The 16,253-nt window shown below is 68.5% G+C and carries 16 protein-coding genes; 3 read left to right on the forward strand and 13 right to left on the reverse strand.

From position 1 onward, the window contains the following. Positions 1-62: 62 nt before the first annotated feature. Complete coding sequence (rplS, locus tag K3U96_RS16945; protein WP_069406625.1) at positions 63-404, reverse strand: 50S ribosomal protein L19; 342 nt, start codon at positions 402-404, stop codon at positions 63-65. Between the two features lie 335 nt (positions 405-739). On the opposite strand from rplS, the gene K3U96_RS16950 reads away from it, so the two are divergent. Then, the gene (locus K3U96_RS16950) at positions 740-1,684 is read left to right on the forward strand and encodes a serine hydrolase (protein ID WP_220690471.1); all 945 of its coding nucleotides are present in this window, start codon (positions 740-742) and stop codon (positions 1,682-1,684) included. Here the strand turns inward: K3U96_RS16950 and trmD are convergent. The 6 genes from trmD to K3U96_RS16980 form a co-directional block, all read right to left on the reverse strand. Beyond that, positions 1,681-2,358, reverse strand: a complete 678-nt coding sequence (trmD, locus tag K3U96_RS16955) for a tRNA (guanosine(37)-N1)-methyltransferase TrmD (protein ID WP_220690472.1) — start codon at positions 2,356-2,358, stop codon at positions 1,681-1,683. The two genes, K3U96_RS16950 and trmD, sit on opposite strands and share 4 nt — an antisense overlap. Before the next feature lie 14 nt (positions 2,359-2,372). Beyond that, positions 2,373-2,888, reverse strand: coding sequence for a ribosome maturation factor RimM (rimM, locus tag K3U96_RS16960; protein WP_220690473.1), 516 nt, complete (start codon positions 2,886-2,888; stop codon positions 2,373-2,375). Positions 2,889-2,905: 17 nt separating this feature from the next. Beyond that, positions 2,906-3,148, reverse strand: a complete 243-nt coding sequence (locus K3U96_RS16965; RefSeq protein WP_003928628.1) for an RNA-binding protein — start codon at positions 3,146-3,148, stop codon at positions 2,906-2,908. Between the two features lie 8 nt (positions 3,149-3,156). After that, complete coding sequence (gene rpsP, locus K3U96_RS16970) at positions 3,157-3,732, reverse strand: 30S ribosomal protein S16 (RefSeq protein ID WP_220690474.1); 576 nt, start codon at positions 3,730-3,732, stop codon at positions 3,157-3,159. 161 nt (positions 3,733-3,893) lie between these two features. Next, a complete protein-coding gene (mgtE, locus tag K3U96_RS16975) occupies positions 3,894-5,231 on the reverse strand; it encodes a magnesium transporter (RefSeq protein ID WP_220690475.1) in 1,338 nt (445 codons plus the stop codon). A 4-nt stretch (positions 5,232-5,235) separates the two neighbouring features. Further along, on the reverse strand, positions 5,236-5,655 hold the full coding sequence (locus K3U96_RS16980; RefSeq protein WP_069408194.1) for a nuclear transport factor 2 family protein: 420 nt from the start codon (positions 5,653-5,655) through the stop codon (positions 5,236-5,238). 32 nt (positions 5,656-5,687) lie between these two features. Between K3U96_RS16980 and K3U96_RS16985 the strand changes: the two genes are divergently transcribed. Both K3U96_RS16985 and K3U96_RS16990 read left to right on the forward strand, forming a co-directional pair. Next, on the forward strand, positions 5,688-6,566 hold the full coding sequence (locus K3U96_RS16985) for a D-alanyl-D-alanine carboxypeptidase family protein (protein WP_220690476.1): 879 nt from the start codon (positions 5,688-5,690) through the stop codon (positions 6,564-6,566). A gap of 133 nt (positions 6,567-6,699) precedes the next feature. Further along, positions 6,700-7,536, forward strand: a complete 837-nt coding sequence (locus tag K3U96_RS16990; RefSeq protein WP_220690477.1) for a D-alanyl-D-alanine carboxypeptidase family protein — start codon at positions 6,700-6,702, stop codon at positions 7,534-7,536. A 72-nt stretch (positions 7,537-7,608) separates the two neighbouring features. Here K3U96_RS16990 and K3U96_RS16995 read toward each other — a convergent pair whose 3' ends face one another. From K3U96_RS16995 to ftsY, 6 genes are all read right to left on the reverse strand, one after another. Beyond that, positions 7,609-8,694, reverse strand: coding sequence for an amidohydrolase family protein (locus tag K3U96_RS16995; RefSeq protein ID WP_220690478.1), 1,086 nt, complete (start codon positions 8,692-8,694; stop codon positions 7,609-7,611). After that, positions 8,691-10,247, reverse strand: a complete 1,557-nt coding sequence (gene ffh, locus K3U96_RS17000) for a signal recognition particle protein (protein WP_069406593.1) — start codon at positions 10,245-10,247, stop codon at positions 8,691-8,693. The genes K3U96_RS16995 and ffh overlap by 4 nt, the downstream gene beginning before the upstream one ends. 223 nt (positions 10,248-10,470) lie before the next feature. Next, positions 10,471-12,945, reverse strand: a complete 2,475-nt coding sequence (locus K3U96_RS17005; RefSeq protein WP_220690479.1) for a [protein-PII] uridylyltransferase — start codon at positions 12,943-12,945, stop codon at positions 10,471-10,473. Positions 12,946-13,021: 76 nt separating this feature from the next. Continuing rightward, on the reverse strand, positions 13,022-13,360 hold the full coding sequence (locus tag K3U96_RS17010; RefSeq protein WP_069406595.1) for a P-II family nitrogen regulator: 339 nt from the start codon (positions 13,358-13,360) through the stop codon (positions 13,022-13,024). Positions 13,361-13,393: 33 nt separating this feature from the next. Continuing rightward, entirely contained in the window at positions 13,394-14,749 is a 1,356-nt protein-coding gene (locus K3U96_RS17015; RefSeq protein ID WP_220690480.1) for an ammonium transporter, read from the reverse strand. A gap of 160 nt (positions 14,750-14,909) precedes the next feature. Then, positions 14,910-16,229 (reverse strand): signal recognition particle-docking protein FtsY, encoded by a 1,320-nt coding sequence (gene ftsY / locus K3U96_RS17020; protein WP_069406597.1) that lies wholly within the window; start codon positions 16,227-16,229, stop codon positions 14,910-14,912. Positions 16,230-16,253: the final 24 nt, after the last annotated feature.

Raw genomic sequence — 16,253 nt, forward strand, 5'->3', positions numbered from 1 at the left:
GTCGGCATCGCGCGGCGAGCGGTCCAACGATCACACTCCGAGCGGATGCCGCCGGCGAGGTGTCAGCGCTTTTCCTTGATCTTGGCTTTCTTGCCGCGCAGTTCACGCAGGTAGTACAGCTTGGCGCGGCGGACGTCGCCGCGGGTGACGACGTCGATGTGGTCGATGTTCGGCGAGTGCACCGGAAACGTCCGCTCGACGCCGACGCCGTAGCTTTCCTTGCGCACGGTGAAGGTCTCACGGATACCACCGCCCTGGCGGCGCAGAACGACACCCTTGAAGACCTGGATGCGCTCCTTGGAGCCCTCGATGACCTTCACATGGACGTTGACGGTGTCGCCGGCGCCGAAGGCCGGGATGTCGTCGCGAAGCGACGTCTGATCGACGAAGTCCAGCGTGTTCATCGGTGACACTTCCTTGCTGTTGGGCTGTCGGCGCCGCGGTCGCCCTTGCGACGCGTGGCCGAGCCGATGGATCGGGCGTGTGGGGTGTATCTCGCAGTGGGCAGCGCCAGCGGTCTCCTGCAACTGCGTAGACAACTGCTCAATTGTGCCAGATCCGCGCCGAAACTCTGAAATCCGGCGAATTCCTCCGGTGAATGCCGTAGCCACGGCGCCGCAGCCCGGTGGTGTCGGCCAAGCCGTGCGGCGCGGTGGTGGTTAGTCTGCATGACAGAGGGTATGGCGTGGTTGAACCTGCGTTGTGCCCCTACGACGCGAACACGACGCGAAGGAGGGCAATGCGACGGCCTCCGTCGAAGCTGGTCACGGCCATAGCCGCCGCTGGTGTTGCGGTTCTCGCGGGCGCTGGCTGCGAGGCCAAGGTGTACGGCACACCTCCCCCGCCCGCTGAAGCGCCCGTCGTCGTCGTCGCACCGCAGGGCAGCATGGCGCCGCTGCCGGAAGCCCCGCCTGGCGAAGCCGCCGCGTCGTTCGCCGGCCTTCAGGACAGGACGCAGCAGGCCACCGCGGACGCCGCGGCCGCCGGCGCCGACCTCACCGCCACCGTGCTGGACCGCAACACCGGCCAGATCGTCTCCAACGGCAACGCGATGGCGATGCCCATCGCCTCGGTGGTCAAGGTGTTCATCGCCGATGATCTGCTGCTACAGGTCGCCGAGGGCAAGACTCAGCTGTCTCCCGAGGACCGCGCGGCCCTCGACTTCATGTTGCGCGCATCTGACGACAGCGCCGCCGAGGTCTTCTGGAACCGCAGCGGGGGCAGCGAGATCATCTCCCGGATCAAGGAGCGCTACGGCCTGGGTGCCACGACGGCGCCGTACAACGGGCGCTGGTTCAACACGCTGAGCACGTCGGCCGACCTGGTCCGCTACTACGACCTGCTGCTTTCCGGTGCGGGCGGGTTGCCTGCCGAGCAGGCCGACGTCATCCTGTCCGATCTGGCGGGGCACACCCCGACCGCGCCGGACGGCACGGTGCCCGGTGGCGTGTACCCGCAACGGTTCGGCATTCCCGATGGGCTCTACGCCGAACCGGTCGCGGTCAAACAGGGCTGGTTCTGCTGCTGGAACGGCGGCAACTGGGTGCACCTGTCCAGCGGTGTGATCGGGCCGGATCGTCGCTATGTGATGGCGATCGGTGCCATGCAACCTACCGACGACGTCACCGCGCGTAACACCATCACCGATGCCGTCAAGACGATGTTCCCCGGCGGGCGAATCTAGCGCAGCAGGTCCGGGCGCCGGTCGCGGGTGCGTTCCAGGCTCTGCCCGTTACGCCACGCCGCGATCTTGGCGTGATCTCCCGACAGCAGCACCTCCGGCACGTCCAGGCCGCGCCAGCTGGGCGGCCGGGTGTAGCTGGGCCCTTCCAACAGCCCGTCGGAATGCGAATCGTCGTGGTGCGACGCAGGATTGCCCAGAACGTCGGGCAGCAGGCGCACCACACTCTCGATCATCACCAGCGCCGCCGACTCACCACCGGGCAGCACGTAGTCGCCGATCGACACCTCCTCGACACGCATCCTGCGGGCCGCGTCTTCGACGACGCGTTGGTCGATGCCCTCATAACGCCCGCAGGCGAACACCAGATGCTTCTCGGTGCTCCACCGTTGGGCGTCGCGCTGGGTGAACAGCCGACCGGCAGGTGTGGGCACCACCAGAAGCGTGTCCGGCGAACATATTTCGTCGAGCGCATCGCCCCATACCGGGGCCTTCATCACCATGCCGGGCCCGCCGCCGTAGGGCGCATCGTCGACGGACCGATGCACGTCGTGGGTCCAGCGCCGCAGGTCGTGCACCGCGAACTCGACGATGCCCGCGTCGATAGCCTTGCCCGGCAAGGATTGTCGCAGCGGGTCAAGGTAGTCGGGAAAGATCGTCACCACGTCAATGTGCATGTGCGCATTCCTCGTCAAACCTCCAGCAGACCCTCGGGCGGATCGATCTCGACCACGCCGTCGGCAAGCGACACCGACGTGACGATGGCGCTGACGAACGGCACCAGCACTTCCCGCTCACCGGTGCGGACTGCGAGCAGTTCGCCTGCGGCGGTGTGTAACACCTCGGCGACAGTGCCGATCTGGGCGCCGTCGACGGTGCGCACCTGCAGCCCTTCGAGTTGATGGTCGTAGAACTCGTCGGGGTCGTCGATGGGCGGCAGATCGGCCGCGTCCACGAGGAACAGAGTGCCCCGCAGCGCGTCTGCGCCGTCCCGGTCGACCACCCCGGCCAGCCGCACCAGCAGCCGATTACCGTGCGGGCGCACCGATTCGATGACGTAGCGCTGTTCGGACCTTCCCCTGGCCGACCGGCCCCGCAGGATCGCGCCGGCGGTGAACCGCTCGTCGGGATCGTCCGTGCGGACATCGACGACGAGCTCGCCAGTGACGCCGTGCGCCTTGACGACCCGCCCGACAACCAGGTCCATGCGGCCTCTACCGGGCTCTACTGGTCGGTGTCCACCACGTCGACACGGATACCCCGACCGCCGATCCCGGCGACCAGCGTGCGCAGCGCGGTCGCGGTACGACCGCCGCGGCCGATCACCTTGCCGAGGTCGTCGGGATGGACATGGACCTCCACGGTGCGGCCCCGGCGGTTGGTCACCATGTCGACCCGGACATCGTCGGGGTTGTCCACGATGCCGCGGACCAGATGCTCGACGGCGTCGACGACGACTGAGCTCACGGCCGTGCTCAGCTCTCGGCCGGCGCGGACTCGCCCGAGGCGGCGTTCTCCGCGGCGCCGGCCACGGTGGCGTCGTCACCTTCTGCGGCCGCCTCAGATGCGTCCTTGGCGCCGGACGGGTCGGCGGTGGCCTCGGCTTCGACGCCCTTCTTGGCCGACTCCTCGCTCGCCTTGTCCGCCGCCTTCTTGGCTGCCGGGGCCTTCTTCTTCTTGGGCTGGCTGGCCTCGGTGGACGGGCCGCCCTCGGCCTCGGCCAGCGCGGCGTTGAACAGGTCGAGCTTGTTGGGCTTGGGCTCCTTGACCTTCAACGTGCCCTCGGCGCCGGGCAGACCCTTGAACTTCTGCCAATCACCGGTGATCTTCAGCAGCGCCAGGACCGGTTCGGTGGGCTGGGCGCCGACGCTGAGCCAGTACTGCGCGCGCTCCGAATCGATCTCGATGAGGCTGGGGTCTTCTTTCGGGTGGTACCGGCCGATGACCTCGATGGCGCGGCCGTCGCGGCGGGTGCGCGCGTCGGCGACCGAGATGCGGTACTGGGGGTTGCGGATCTTGCCAAGCCGGGTGAGCTTGATCTTGACAGCCATAGTTAAGCGACTTCTCCTGTGATTGCCACGCTGGCAATTCAGCGACCGGGGCGGGCTGCCCGGGTCCGGTTTTGCCTTACGTGTGTGACCGCCGCGCGGCCGTGGCCGTGGGCAGACAGCCGCCTATTCTGCCAGAACCGAGCCATCCAGCGGAAATCGAATCAGATGCCCAGAACGGCCCTGGCGATCAGGAAGTACATCAGCAGTCCGGTGGCGTCGACGAACGTGGTGATGAACGGGTTGGAGAACACCGCGGGATCGGCGCGCACGGCGCGGGCCAGCAACGGCATCGCGCCCCCGACAGTGGCCGCCATCGTGCACACCGCCAGCAGGCTCAGCCCGATCACCAGGCCCAACTGGCGGTCATAGACCACCGTCGTCGCCACGAACGCCACCGACCCGAGCAACAGACCCAGCGCGATCCCGACCTTGAACTCGCGCGCCAGCACCTTGGCGATATCGCGGGGTTCGACGTCACCGAGCGCCAGCGCCCGCGTCACCGTGGTGGCGGCCTGGTTACCGGTGTTGCCGCCGGTGCCGATCAGCAACGGCACGAACAGGGCAAGCGCCACCACCTCGCTCAGCGTGGCTTCGAACACCTCCAGCACCTGCACCGTGAGCGTGGCGCCGATCGCCAGCACCAGCAGCCAGACCACCCTGGCCCGCACCAGCGCGCTGACCGGGCTGGCGAGGTAGGGCCGACGCAACGGTTCGGTACCGCTGATGCGGGCCTGGTCCTCGGTCTCGGCGGCTTCCAGAATGCGCAGCGCGTCGTCCACGGTGAGGATGCCGACCAGCCGCGACTCGCTGTCGACCACCGGAAGAGCCAGCAGTTTCAGGCCCGCGCACCGCCGCGCGGCCTCCTCGGCGCTGTCGGTGGCCTGCACGACGTACGCATGCTGCATCACGTCGCGGATCGGGGTGTCCGGCGATGCGCTCATCAGATCGCGCAGGCTGACGATGCCCACGACGGCCCGCTGGTCGTCGGTCACCGGCAGCGTGTAGACCGTCTCGGCGTCGGCCAGGCGCTCGCCGAGCACCGACAATGCCTGCCCCGCAGTGAAACTCGCACGCAAGGCGACGAACTCCGGGCTCATCCGCCTGCCGATCGAGCCCGGCGGATAGCCCAGGATGCCCGCGGTCATGTCGCGTTCGCGGGCCGGCAGACCGCGCATCAGGCGTAGGGCGACCGAGGCGGGCAGTTCGTCGAGCAACTCCACCCGGTCGTCGGGTTCCAGACCGGCGAACAACGCGGCGACGTCGTCGTCCTGCAGCGCGCGCATGAGGTCGCTCTGCAGGCTGGGGTCCAACGCCTCGAAAACCCGCAGCGCCTGGTCTTTGGCCAGCAGCCGGTACAGCACGGCGCGATCGGTGCTGTCCTGGCGTTCGAGGACGTCGACGACCTCAGAGGGCGTCAACGCCCGCACCGCCGACGTCACCTCGGCCAGGTCGGTGACACCGAGCGCGCGCTCGATCGTCTTGACCCGTTCCGCGCTCACGAAGTCACACCATCTTGTCGAAGCACTTGGTCTCGACCCGACGGCTCATCCGCCAGCCCTGCCCCGTGCGGACGAACTCGTCGTCGTACCAGAGCCCGCAGAACAGGATCTGGTTGTGCTCCCCGCCCATCACCATCGGGTTGAAGCAGAGGGTCCGCGACGACGCGGTGTCACCGGTGATGCGGACGTCGAAGTTGCCCAGCAGATGGGCGTATGCGGGGAAGTTCGGCAGCACTTCGGCCAGCCAGGCCTTCACGGCCGGATACTGGCCGTCGATGCCGCCCATCGCCCGGTAGTCGATGTAGGCATCCGGGGTGAACACGCGATCGAGGTCATCGAAACGTCGTCGGTCGATGGCCGTCGAATAGTCGACCAGCAGCTGCTGGATCTCCAACCGATCCGAAATCTCTTCCAGGCTCAACATGTGTCGATTCAACACGACTAAGCTGCGTGCCCATGCGAAGGCTGTTGATCGGCTTGACGGCCGCCCTGTGCCTGTTCCTCGGACAATCCGCGGCGGCCACGGCCGCCCCGCTCGGCGTCGAGCAGCCCGCGGGTTCGGTCCCGATCCCCGAAGGCCCCGCGCAGGCCTGGGTGGTCGCCGACATGGACAGCGGCGCCGTACTGGCCGGCAGAGACGAGTTCGGCCAGTATGCGCCCGCCAGCACCATCAAGGTGCTGTTGGCGCTGACGGTGCTCGACGAGCTGCCGCTGGATGCCACCGTCGTCGCCAACGAGGCCGACACCAAGGTGGAATGCAATTGCGCGGGGGTGACGCCGGGCATGGTGTACACCGCGCGTCAGCTACTCGAGGCGCTGCTGCTGGTGTCGGGCAACGACGCGGCCAACACGCTGGCCACCATGCTGGGCGGCCATGACGTGGCGGTGACGAAGATGAACGCCAAGGCGGCGCTGCTCGGCGCGTACGGCACCAACGCCGGTTCACCGTCGGGGCTGGACGGCCCGGGCATCGCGATGTGGTCCTCACCGCACGACCTTGCGGTGATCTTCCGCGCCGCGATGGCCAACCCGGTGTTCGCCCAGATCACCAGCCAGCCGACCGCGGCTTTCCCGACCAAGACCGGGGACAAGGTGCTGGTCAACCAGGATGAACTGCTCCAACGTTATCCCGGCACGATCGGCGGCAAGACCGGCTTCACCGACATCGCGCGCAAGACGTTCGTCGGCGCCGCCGAACGCAACGGCCGTCGACTGGTGGTGGCGTTGATGTACGGCATGAACGAGCCGGGCCAGCCGACCTACTGGGATCAGGCCGCCACCCTGTTCGACTGGGGCTTCGCGCTCGATCCGAACGCCAGCATCGGCCGCCTGTAACGTACTGCCGCTTCTCCCGCGGCCCGGGTTTCACCTGCTCGCGCGGATTTCAGGGTGCCGGCGCCGTAGAAGTTGCCGAATCGCAACCGAGTCGAGATCGCGTTGGCGACCGCGGTGGATACGCTCGGCGCCCATGCGAAAGCTGCTGGCCGCGTTGGCCATTGCGCTGTCGGCAGCGATCGGTATCGCAGCCCCGGCGCCCGCCCAGCCCGGTGTCGGACCATCGGGGGCCGTCGCGTTACCCGAAGGTCCGGCGCAGGCGTGGCTGCTCGCCGACCTCGATAGTGGACGAATTCTGGCTTCCCGCAACCCTTATGAGCCGCATGCACCCGCCAGCACGATCAAGGCGCTGCTGGCGATGGTCGTGCTCGACCATTTGCCGCTGAACGCGGTGGTCCGCGCCACCCAGGCCGCGGCCGACGTGGAATGTTCATGCGCCGGCGTCAAAGCGGGCCGGGCATACACCGTGCGCCAACTGCTCGACGGGCTGATGCTGGTGTCGGGCAACGACGCGGCCAACACGTTGGCCGACGGCCTGGGCGGTTACCGTGTCACGGTCGCGCGGATGAACGCCAAAGCGGCGGCGCTGGGCGCCAAGAGCACCCGCGCCTCGTCGCCGTCGGGGTTGGACGGGCCCGGGATGGAGTCGGTCACCACCGCCAACGATCTGGCCGTCATCTACCGTGCGGCGTTGCGGTATCCGGTGTTCGCGGCGATTGTGCGTCAGCCGTCGTCGCTGTTCCCCACCGACAGCGGGCCCAAGACCATCGTCAACCAGAACGAACTGCTCATGCGCTATCCGGGCACGCTGGTCGGCAAGACCGGCTACACCAACCTCGCCCGCAAGACGTATGTCGGTGCCGCACAACGCGATGGCCGCCGGCTGGTGGTGGCGCAGCTGTACGGCAGCGGCGATCTGTACGGGCAGGCGATCCAGCTGCTGGACTGGGGGTTCAGCCAATCCTCGTGACGGTTTTCTCGGCGAGCAGACGCAGAGTCGTGCGAATCAGACCGTGCACACGCCTTTTTGTGTCTGCTCGCGCTAGAAGGTGACCCCGCGCAGGATCACCAGATCGGGGTGGTTGACGACGGCCGCGCCGGTGCGCGGATCCTCGCTGAAACACACCAGATCCGCGGGTGCGCCGTGCTGCAAGCTCGGCCGGCCCAACCAGTCCCGGGCATCCCAGCACGCGGCGCCCAGCGCCTGCGTCGGGCTCATCCCGATGCCCTTGAGCGCGTCGATCTCGTCGGCGATGCGGCCGTGGGCGACCGTGCTTCCCGCGTCGGTCCCCGCGTAGATCGGCACCCCGGCCTCGCGCGCGGCGCCGATCCGCGCCGGGCAGCGGTCGTAGAGGTCACGCATGTGCTGGGCATAGGCGGGATATTTGCTTGCCGCCGCGGCGATTCCGGGAAAGTTCTCCACGTTGATCAACGTCGGCACCAGCGCGGTGCCGTACTCCACCATCAAGTCGATGGTGTCGTCGGTGAGCCCGTTGCCGTGTTCGATGCAGTCGATGCCGGCCTTGATCAACCCGGGCAGCGCATCCTCGCTGAACACGTGCGCGGTGACGCGGGCGCCGTTGGCGTGGGCGGCGTCGATCGCGGCCTTGAGCACGTCGTCGGACCACAGCGGCGCCAAATCCCCGATGTCGCGGTCGATCCAGTCGCCGACCAGCTTGACCCAGCCGTCACCGAACCTGGCCTGTTCGGCCACCGCGGCGGGCAGCGCGGATTCGTCGTCGAGTTCAACCGCGTACCCGCGCTGGTAGCGCTTGGGCCGGGCGAGGTGGCGGCCGGCCCGGATGATCTCCGGCAGGTCGTCGCGGTCGGCCAGGGGGCGGGTGTCGATCGGCGAACCGGCGTCGCGCAACAGCAACGCCCCCACGTCGCGTTCCAATTCGGCCTGCGCGACGCAGTCCTCGAGGTTGTCGAGCGGTCCGTGGTCACCGAGCCCGACGTGGCAGTGCGCGTCGACCAGACCGGGCAGGATCCAGCCCTCGGCGCCATCAGCCCCGAAAACCGTTGTGGCGTCGGCGACCGGCTCGGCGCTCAGCACGCCGTCGACGATCCACCACTCGACCGGTTCCTCGTCGGGCAGCCCGCGCCCGCGCACATGTAGGCGGGTCAATTCTTCGGGAACTTCAGCTTCGACAGGTCGATGTCGGCGAGGCCGGGCGGCAACTCGTCGAGCCCCTTGGGCATGTCCGACAGGTCGGGGAAGCCCGCGGGCAGCCCCGGCATCCCGGCGCCCAACGGGTTGCGCGCCTTCGGCGGCGTCGGGCCCCTTCCGCCCTTCTTCCCCTTCTTGCCCTTCTTGCCGCCCTTGCGAGAGTTCTTGCGGCCGAACGGCATACCCATCTGCCCGGCCATCTGCGACATCATCTTGCGGGCCTCGAAGAAGCGCTCGACGAGCTGGTTGACCTCGCCGACCGTCACGCCGGAACCGTTGGCGATGCGCAGCCGGCGCGACCCGTTGATGATCTTCGGGTCGGCCCGTTCCTCGGGAGTCATGCCGCGGATGATGGCCTGCAGCCGGTCCAACTGTTTGTCGTCGACGGCGGCAAGCGCGTCCTTCATCTGCCCGGCGCCGGGCAGCATGCCCAGCAGGTTGCCGATCGGGCCCATCTTGCGGATCGCCAGCATCTGCTCGAGGAAGTCCTCCAGCGTCAGCTCCCCGCTGCCGATCTTGTGGGCGGCCTCTTCGGCCTTCTGCGCGTCGAAGACCTGTTCGGCCTGCTCGATCAGGGTGAGCACGTCGCCCATGCCCAGGATCCGGCTGGCCATCCGGTCGGGATGGAAGACGTCGAAATCCTCGAGCTTCTCCCCTGCGGAGGCGAACAGGATCGGCACACCGGTGATCTCGCGCACCGAAAGCGCCGCGCCGCCACGGGCGTCGCCGTCGAGCTTGGTCAGCACCACGCCGGTGAAGCCGACGCCCTCGCGGAACGCCTCGGCGGTGGTGACGGCGTCCTGGCCGATCATCGCGTCCAGGACGAAGATCACTTCGTCGGGGTCGACGGCGTCGCGGATCGCCGCGGCCTGGCTCATCAGCTCGTCGTCGATGCCCAGCCGGCCTGCGGTGTCGACGATGACGACGTCGTAGTGCTTGGCTTTCGCCTCGGCCAGCCCGGCGGCGGCCACCGCGACCGGATCGCCGGGTGCGGCGTTCTCCTGGCCCTCGGGTCCCACGCCGGGGTGCGGCGCGAACACCTGTACGCCGGCCCGTTCGGCGACGATCTGCAGCTGGTTGACCGCGCCGGGACGTTGCAGGTCGCAGGCCACCAGAAGCGGGGTGTGCCCTTGGCCGTTGAGCCATTTGGCGAGCTTGCCCGCCAGCGTCGTCTTACCGGAGCCCTGCAGGCCGGCCAACATGATCACCGTCGGCGGGGTCTTGGCGAACGCGAGTTGGCGTGTCTCGCCGCCGAGGATGGTGACCAGCTCCTCGTTGACGATCTTGACGACCTGCTGGGCGGGGTTGAGGGCCGCCGATACCTCCGCGCCCTTGGCGCGCTCCTTGATGCGCGCCACGAAGTCGCGCACGACGGGCAGCGACACGTCGGCTTCCAGCAGCGCCAGCCGGATCTCGCGGGCCGTCGCGTCAATATCGGCGTCGGTCAGCCGGCCCTTGCCGCGCAGCCCCGTCAGGGCGCCGGTCAACCGGTCGGACAGGGATTCAAACACGAGGCCAAGACTACTTGGCCGCCGCGCACTCCCTCGGAGCGCGCCTCATCGGTTCGACGCACCGCCGGTGGCGAATGCGAGACACCGCGTCGGTTGTCGCGTCGGTTCTGCCGGCGCACGAACCGGCCCATACATGGGAGATATGGAAGTCGTCGAGGTCGCCCCCCACCTCGATCCTGGCTACACCACGACGTCGCCGGGCCTGCGCCGAGCTAGCGCGGGCTCATCCGGCCTCCGAAACCGGCTTGACCGGCGGCGCGGGCGGCGCGGGCAGCACCGCGTACAGATCGCGCTCGATGTCGCCACGGCTGGCCGCGTCGCCGGTGACCCCGAAGACGTCGACCACCGAGGACCCCATGGTGGTGACCTTGGCCCAGGCGATGTCGACGCCGTCGCGTTCGAACACCGCCGTCAGCCGCGCCAGCAGGCCGGTGCGGTCGATACTGCGGATCTGCACCACCTGCTCCCCGGGCGCTGCGCCCTCTGACCACAGGATCCGCGGCGGGGCGACGACGTGGTTGATGGGCACTGCGGCGGGCGCCTGCCCGGCCCGCACGGTGCCGTGCTGAGCTGCCTCCTGGTCGCGACGGTCCAGCGACGCCAGCACGTCCAGGTCACCGTCGAGCGCGAGCAGAAACTGCTGGCGCAACAGTTCCGCAGACGGTGGAGAGCCGAAATGCGGCGACACCACGAAGGTGTTGATCGCCGAACCGGACAGGCCGTTGACCGACGCCGAGTGCACCCGCAGCGAGTTGAGTGCGAGCACGCCGGCCGCCTTGGACAACAACCCCCGGCGGTCGGGGGCGATCATCGTGACGTGGTAGATGTGCGGGCTGTCCCCGGCCACCAGCTCGACATGCACACCGACATCGGCGGCCAGCGAAAGATGGTGCGGATCAATCGGATCGGGTTGCGGTAGCGGCTGGCCGGCCATCACCAGCCGGCAGCGCCGCACCAGGTCGCCGATCAGGGAGGCCTTCCAGTCACCCCACACCCCGGGCCCGGTGGCCTGAGAGTCCGCCTCGGCGAGCGCGTGCAACAACTCCAGCAGCACGGCGTCCCCGTCGAGCGCGTCGACCACCGAGGCGATCACCTTGGGGTCGGCCAGATCGCGCCGAGTCGCGGTGTGGGCGAGCAGCAGGTGGTAGCGCACCATCTTCGACAGCGTCTCGACGTCGGAGGGCCACAGACCCAGCCGCGTGCCGATCTGGACGGCCAACTCGGCGCCGATGACGCTGTGGTCGCCGCCGCGGCCCTTGCCGATGTCGTGACACAGCGCACCGAGCACCAGAAGATCCGGACGTGACACGCGGGTGGTGAATGCGCTTGCGCAGGCGACGGTTTCGACGAGGTGGCGGTCGACCGTCCAAATGTGCACAACGTCGCGCGGCGGAAGATCGCGCACCGCACCCCATTCCGGGAACAGCCTGCCCCACAGCCCGGTGCGGTCCAGCGCCTCGACGGTCGTCACGGTCGCAGTACCGGCCGCCAGCATCACCAGCAGGTCTTTGAGGGCCTGGCGCGGCCAGGGGGTGCGCAACTCCGGTGCGGTCTCGGCGAGCCGGCCCAGGGTGGACGCCGCCATCGGCAAACCGGTGGTGGCCGAGGCGGCCGCCACCCGCAACACCAGCCCGGGATCGCGCTCCGGACGCGCGTCACGGGCCAGGATCACCTCGCCCGCGAACTCGATGACCCCTTCGTCGAGGGGACGGCGGGTGGGTCTGCGGAACGCGGCGAGCCCGCGGCGCGGCAACGCGTTGGCCGCGGTGCGCAGGCCCGCGTCGACGTAGAAGCTGATGGTGCGCGCGGCGTCGGAAAGCATGCGCGCCAAATCGAACCGGTCCCCGATCTGCAGTGCGCTGCCGATCTCGTCGGCATGTTGGGCCAGCAGCACCTGGCGCCCGCGCCCGGCGGCCCTGTGCAGTTCGGTGCGGACGTTGAGCAGCGCAAGGTGCGCCTCACCGAGGGTTCCGATCGGTGAGGCCGACGACCGGCTGGGATACACGTCGGCCAGCTGCGCGATGGCCAGCGCATTGAGCAGTTGCACGTCGCGAAGCCCGCCGCGTCCGCACTTGAGATCCGGTTCGGCGCGGTGTGCGATCTCACCGCTGCGCTGCCAACGCGCCTTGGTGTGCTCGACGAGTTCGTCGAACCGCGAGGCGATTCCGGTACGCCACTGCCTGCGCGCCCCGCTGATCAATCCCGCCGCCAGGTCGGCGTTGCCCGCGATGTGTCGGGCCTCCAGCATCGCCAGCCCGGCCGAGATATCCGAACCGGCGACCCGTAACGCCTCGGGCACCGTCCGCACGCTGTGGTCGATGCGAATGTTCGCGTCCCAGAAGGGATACCACAGCAGTTCGGCCACCTTGCCCACGACGTCGGGCGGCATGTCGTCGTGTAGCAAGGTCAGGTCCAGATCGGAGTACGGCACCAGTTCACCGCGACCGAGCCCGCCGGTGGCGACGATGGCGAAGCCGCTGGTGGGCGTGATGCCGATCTCGGCAGCCTTTGTGCTGAGCCAGAATTCGTGCAGCTCCAGAAGTGCGCTGCGGAGCGCGGCCGAATCCAACTGCGGGGTCGGACCTGCGAGCAGCCGTTCACACGCTGCGGCGAGGTCGGTGGCCGGACGAGCAGATCCCGCCGCCGGCGCGGCCCTTTCGGGGCCGGCCGGGGCGGGATCTGGTTTCTGCTCTGTCATCGGTATGTCCTCCTCCGGCCTTGACAATCAGTGCTCACGTGCATGGCCGGACGGCGACGTCGAGTTCAGATGCGGCTCAAAGGGCGTCGGCCCCCCGCTCACCGGTGCGGACCCGTACCACGGTGTCCACCGGGCTGACCCAGACCTTTCCGTCACCGATCTTTCCGGTGCGGGCGGCCTGGACGATGACATCGACCACCTTGTCCACTGCGGCGTCCTCGACCACCACCTCCACCCGCACCTTCGGCACGAAATCGACGGAGTACTCGGCGCCGCGGTACACCTCGGTGTGCCCCTTCTGGCGGCCGTAGCCCTGGACCTCGCTGACAGTCATTCCGAGGATGCCCGCCTGCTCGAGTCCGGTCTTGACGTCTTCGAGCGTGAACGGTTTGACGATCGCCGTGATCAGCTTCATGTAGGTGTTCCCTTCCGATGAAATTGTCGCCGCTCAGGCGAACTCGTAAGCCGTTTCAGCGTGTTCGGTCTCATCGATACCAGTTTCCTCGTTCTCGGCGCTCACCCGCCACCCCATGGGCTTGACGATGAACGCGATGATCGCCGTCATGATGCCAGTGAACACCACCGCGGACAGTGCGATAACCGCCTGCACCACCAACTGTTTGATACCGCCGCCGTAGAGCAGGCCCGTTTCGGCGCCGAGCAGGCCGATGCCGATGGTGCCCCAGAGGCCTGCGACGAGGTGTACGCCGACGACGTCGAGCGAATCGTCGTAGCCGAACTTGTACTTCAGGCTGACCGCCAGCGACGACAGCGCGCCGGCGACGACGCCGAGGACCAGCGACCCGATCGGCGTGAGCGCCCCGCACGCCGGGGTGATCGCCACGAGGCCCGCGACGATGCCGGAGGCGGCACCCACGCTGGTCGGCTTGCCGTCCCGGATGCGTTCGATGATCAACCAGCCCAGCATCGCCGCTGCGGTGGCGGCGGTGGTGTTCACCCACACCTGGCCGGCGAGCATGTCCGCCGCCCCTTCGGAGCCCACGTTGAAGCCGAACCACCCGAACCACAAGATCGCGGCGCCGAGCATCACGAACGGGATGTTGTGCGGACGGTAGGCCATCTTGCCGAAGCCTTTTCGTTTGCCCAGCAGCACGGCCAGCACCAGCGCGGCCATACCGGCGTTGATGTGCACCACGGTGCCGCCGGCGAAGTCGATGGGTGCCACGTTGGCCGCACCCGCCTCCGCGTCATAGCCGAACAGCCATGAGGCAATGCTGTTTTCCGCGCCCGACAGCAGGCCGCCACCCCAAACCATGTGGGACAGTGGGAAGTACACCAGCGTCACCCAGATCGCGCCGAACACCAGCCATGTCCCGAACTTCATCCGTTCGGCCACCGCGCCGCTGATCAACGCGACGGTGATCACGGCGAACGTGAGTTGAAAGCCGGCCCAGACGATCGCCGGCACCGTGCCGAACCCACCAAGCACGAAAAGGGTGTCGGCACCGACTTCTTTGGTTTCCAGCAGCGGGCTGAGCCCGAACAGCGCGAACGGGTTGTCGAAGACACCCAGAATGTCACTTTGGCCGGTGTGCGCGGAGGCGAACGACATCGAGTAGCCCCACAGCACGTAGATGACGCTGACGACGCCGATGGATCCGAACGACATCATCATCATGTTGAGGACGGACTTCTGCCGGGATAATCCGCCGTAGAAGAACGCCAGCCCAGGTGTCATGAACAACACCAGCGCAGCAGCGGTGAGCACCCATGCGGTGTCGCCGGAACTCAGTCCGCCGGGACCGAAAGGCGCGAACGCGTCGTCTGGTAAGGCTAGAAGCACTTTGTGTGAACCTCCTTGGGACGTGGGCCGATAAAGATCGGCCTCCCGAAGAGACTCTGCGCCCGGCGTTTCACCGGTGATGCGTGCGCGTTTCGGCGATGTGAACGCGTGCGCCGACATCGTTACGCTCATGTTTCGCCGGGCGGCACCGGCCGGTGGGTCAGCCCAGCAGCGCGTCGACGAACGCCGCGGGCTCGAACGGCGCAAGGTCGTCGGGGCCTTCGCCCAGACCGACGAGCTTGACCGGTACGCCGAGTTCCTGCTGCACCCGGAAGACGATGCCGCCCTTGGCGGTGCCGTCGAGCTTGGTCAGCGCCACCCCGGTGATGTCGACGACTTCGGCGAATACCCGGGCCTGCGGCAGCCCGTTCTGGCCGATCGTGGCGTCGAGCACCAGCAGCACCTCGTCGACCTGGGTGCGGCGGCTCACCACCCGTTTGACCTTGCCGAGTTCGTCCATCAGGCCGGTCTTGGTGTGCAGGCGGCCGGCGGTGTCGATGACGACGACATCGGCGCCGGATGCGATGCCCGCGTCGACGGCGTCAAACGCCACCGACGCCGGGTCGGCGCCCTCGGCGCCGCGCACCACCTGCGCACCCACCCGTGACGCCCACGCCTGCAGCTGGTCGGCCGCCGCGGCGCGGAACGTGTCGGCCGCCCCCAGCACGACGCGTCGGCCGTCGGCCACCAGCACCCGCGCAAGCTTGCCCACCGTGGTGGTCTTACCGGTGCCGTTGACCCCGACGACCAGCAGCACCGAGGGCTTGTCGGCGTGCGGCAGCGCCCGGATCGAGCGGTCCAGGTCGGGTTGCAGTTGTTCGATGAGCACCTCGCGCAGCACCGCGCGGGCGTCGGCTTCGGTGCGCACACCTGCGCTGGCCATCCGCGAGCGCAGGGCGGTCACGACCGATTCGGTGACGACGGGGCCGAGATCAGCGATCAGCAGCGTGTCCTCGACAGCCTCCCAGGAGTCCTCGTCCAGGTCACCGCCGCCGAGCAGGCCGAGCATGCCGCGGCCGAGCGCGTTCTGCGACTTGGCCAGCCGCCCGCGCAGCCGCTCCAGCCGGCCTTCCGGAGGGGCGATCTCCTCGACTTCGGGCACCGCCGGCGCGACCGGCTCCTCGACAGGTGGCGGCGCTTCTTCCACGGGTGGCGCGGGCTCGGCGACCTCCGCCTCGGGCTCGGGAAGTCGCACGTCGGCGATCGAGCGTTTCGGCGCATCGCGCGGCACCGCGGCGTCGTCGCCGACGCCGGGCAGCCCGGTGGTGTCGATCCGTTCGACGGGCTCGGCGGTCGCCGAACCCGTCGAGAACGTGAACCCCGACGACGCGGTGTAGCCACCCGAGCGGTCCAGGGCCGTGGCGGTGTCTGCGGACGACAACCTGATCCGTCGCCGCCGGTAGCGCACCAATCCGACGATCAGCGCGGCAACCAGCAGGACGGCGATGACCGCGATCGCGATCCACAAACCTTCTGTCACGCCGCCATTGTCTCAGGGCACAGC

Source organism: Mycolicibacterium holsaticum DSM 44478 = JCM 12374 (assembly GCF_019645835.1).
GTDB lineage: Bacteria > Actinomycetota > Actinomycetes > Mycobacteriales > Mycobacteriaceae > Mycobacterium > Mycobacterium holsaticum.

What these genes read in the sequence shown, in the direction of transcription:
- rimM (WP_220690473.1), bottom strand. Translation starts at nt 2,888, where the DNA reads ATGGACCTGGTTGTCGGGCGGGTCGTCAAGGCGCACGGCGTCACTGGC.
- rplS (WP_069406625.1), bottom strand. Translation starts at nt 404, where the DNA reads ATGAACACGCTGGACTTCGTCGATCAGACGTCGCTTCGCGACGACATC.
- K3U96_RS17005 (WP_220690479.1), bottom strand. Translation starts at nt 12,945, where the DNA reads ATGACAGAGCAGAAACCAGATCCCGCCCCGGCCGGCCCCGAAAGGGCC.
- K3U96_RS16980 (WP_069408194.1), bottom strand. Translation starts at nt 5,655, where the DNA reads ATGTTGAGCCTGGAAGAGATTTCGGATCGGTTGGAGATCCAGCAGCTG.
- trmD (WP_220690472.1), bottom strand. Translation starts at nt 2,358, where the DNA reads ATGCACATTGACGTGGTGACGATCTTTCCCGACTACCTTGACCCGCTG.
- K3U96_RS16950 (WP_220690471.1), top strand. Translation starts at nt 740, where the DNA reads ATGCGACGGCCTCCGTCGAAGCTGGTCACGGCCATAGCCGCCGCTGGT.
- K3U96_RS16985 (WP_220690476.1), top strand. Translation starts at nt 5,688, where the DNA reads ATGCGAAGGCTGTTGATCGGCTTGACGGCCGCCCTGTGCCTGTTCCTC.
- rpsP (WP_220690474.1), bottom strand. Translation starts at nt 3,732, where the DNA reads ATGGCTGTCAAGATCAAGCTCACCCGGCTTGGCAAGATCCGCAACCCC.
- K3U96_RS16990 (WP_220690477.1), top strand. Translation starts at nt 6,700, where the DNA reads ATGCGAAAGCTGCTGGCCGCGTTGGCCATTGCGCTGTCGGCAGCGATC.
- K3U96_RS17010 (WP_069406595.1), bottom strand. Translation starts at nt 13,360, where the DNA reads ATGAAGCTGATCACGGCGATCGTCAAACCGTTCACGCTCGAAGACGTC.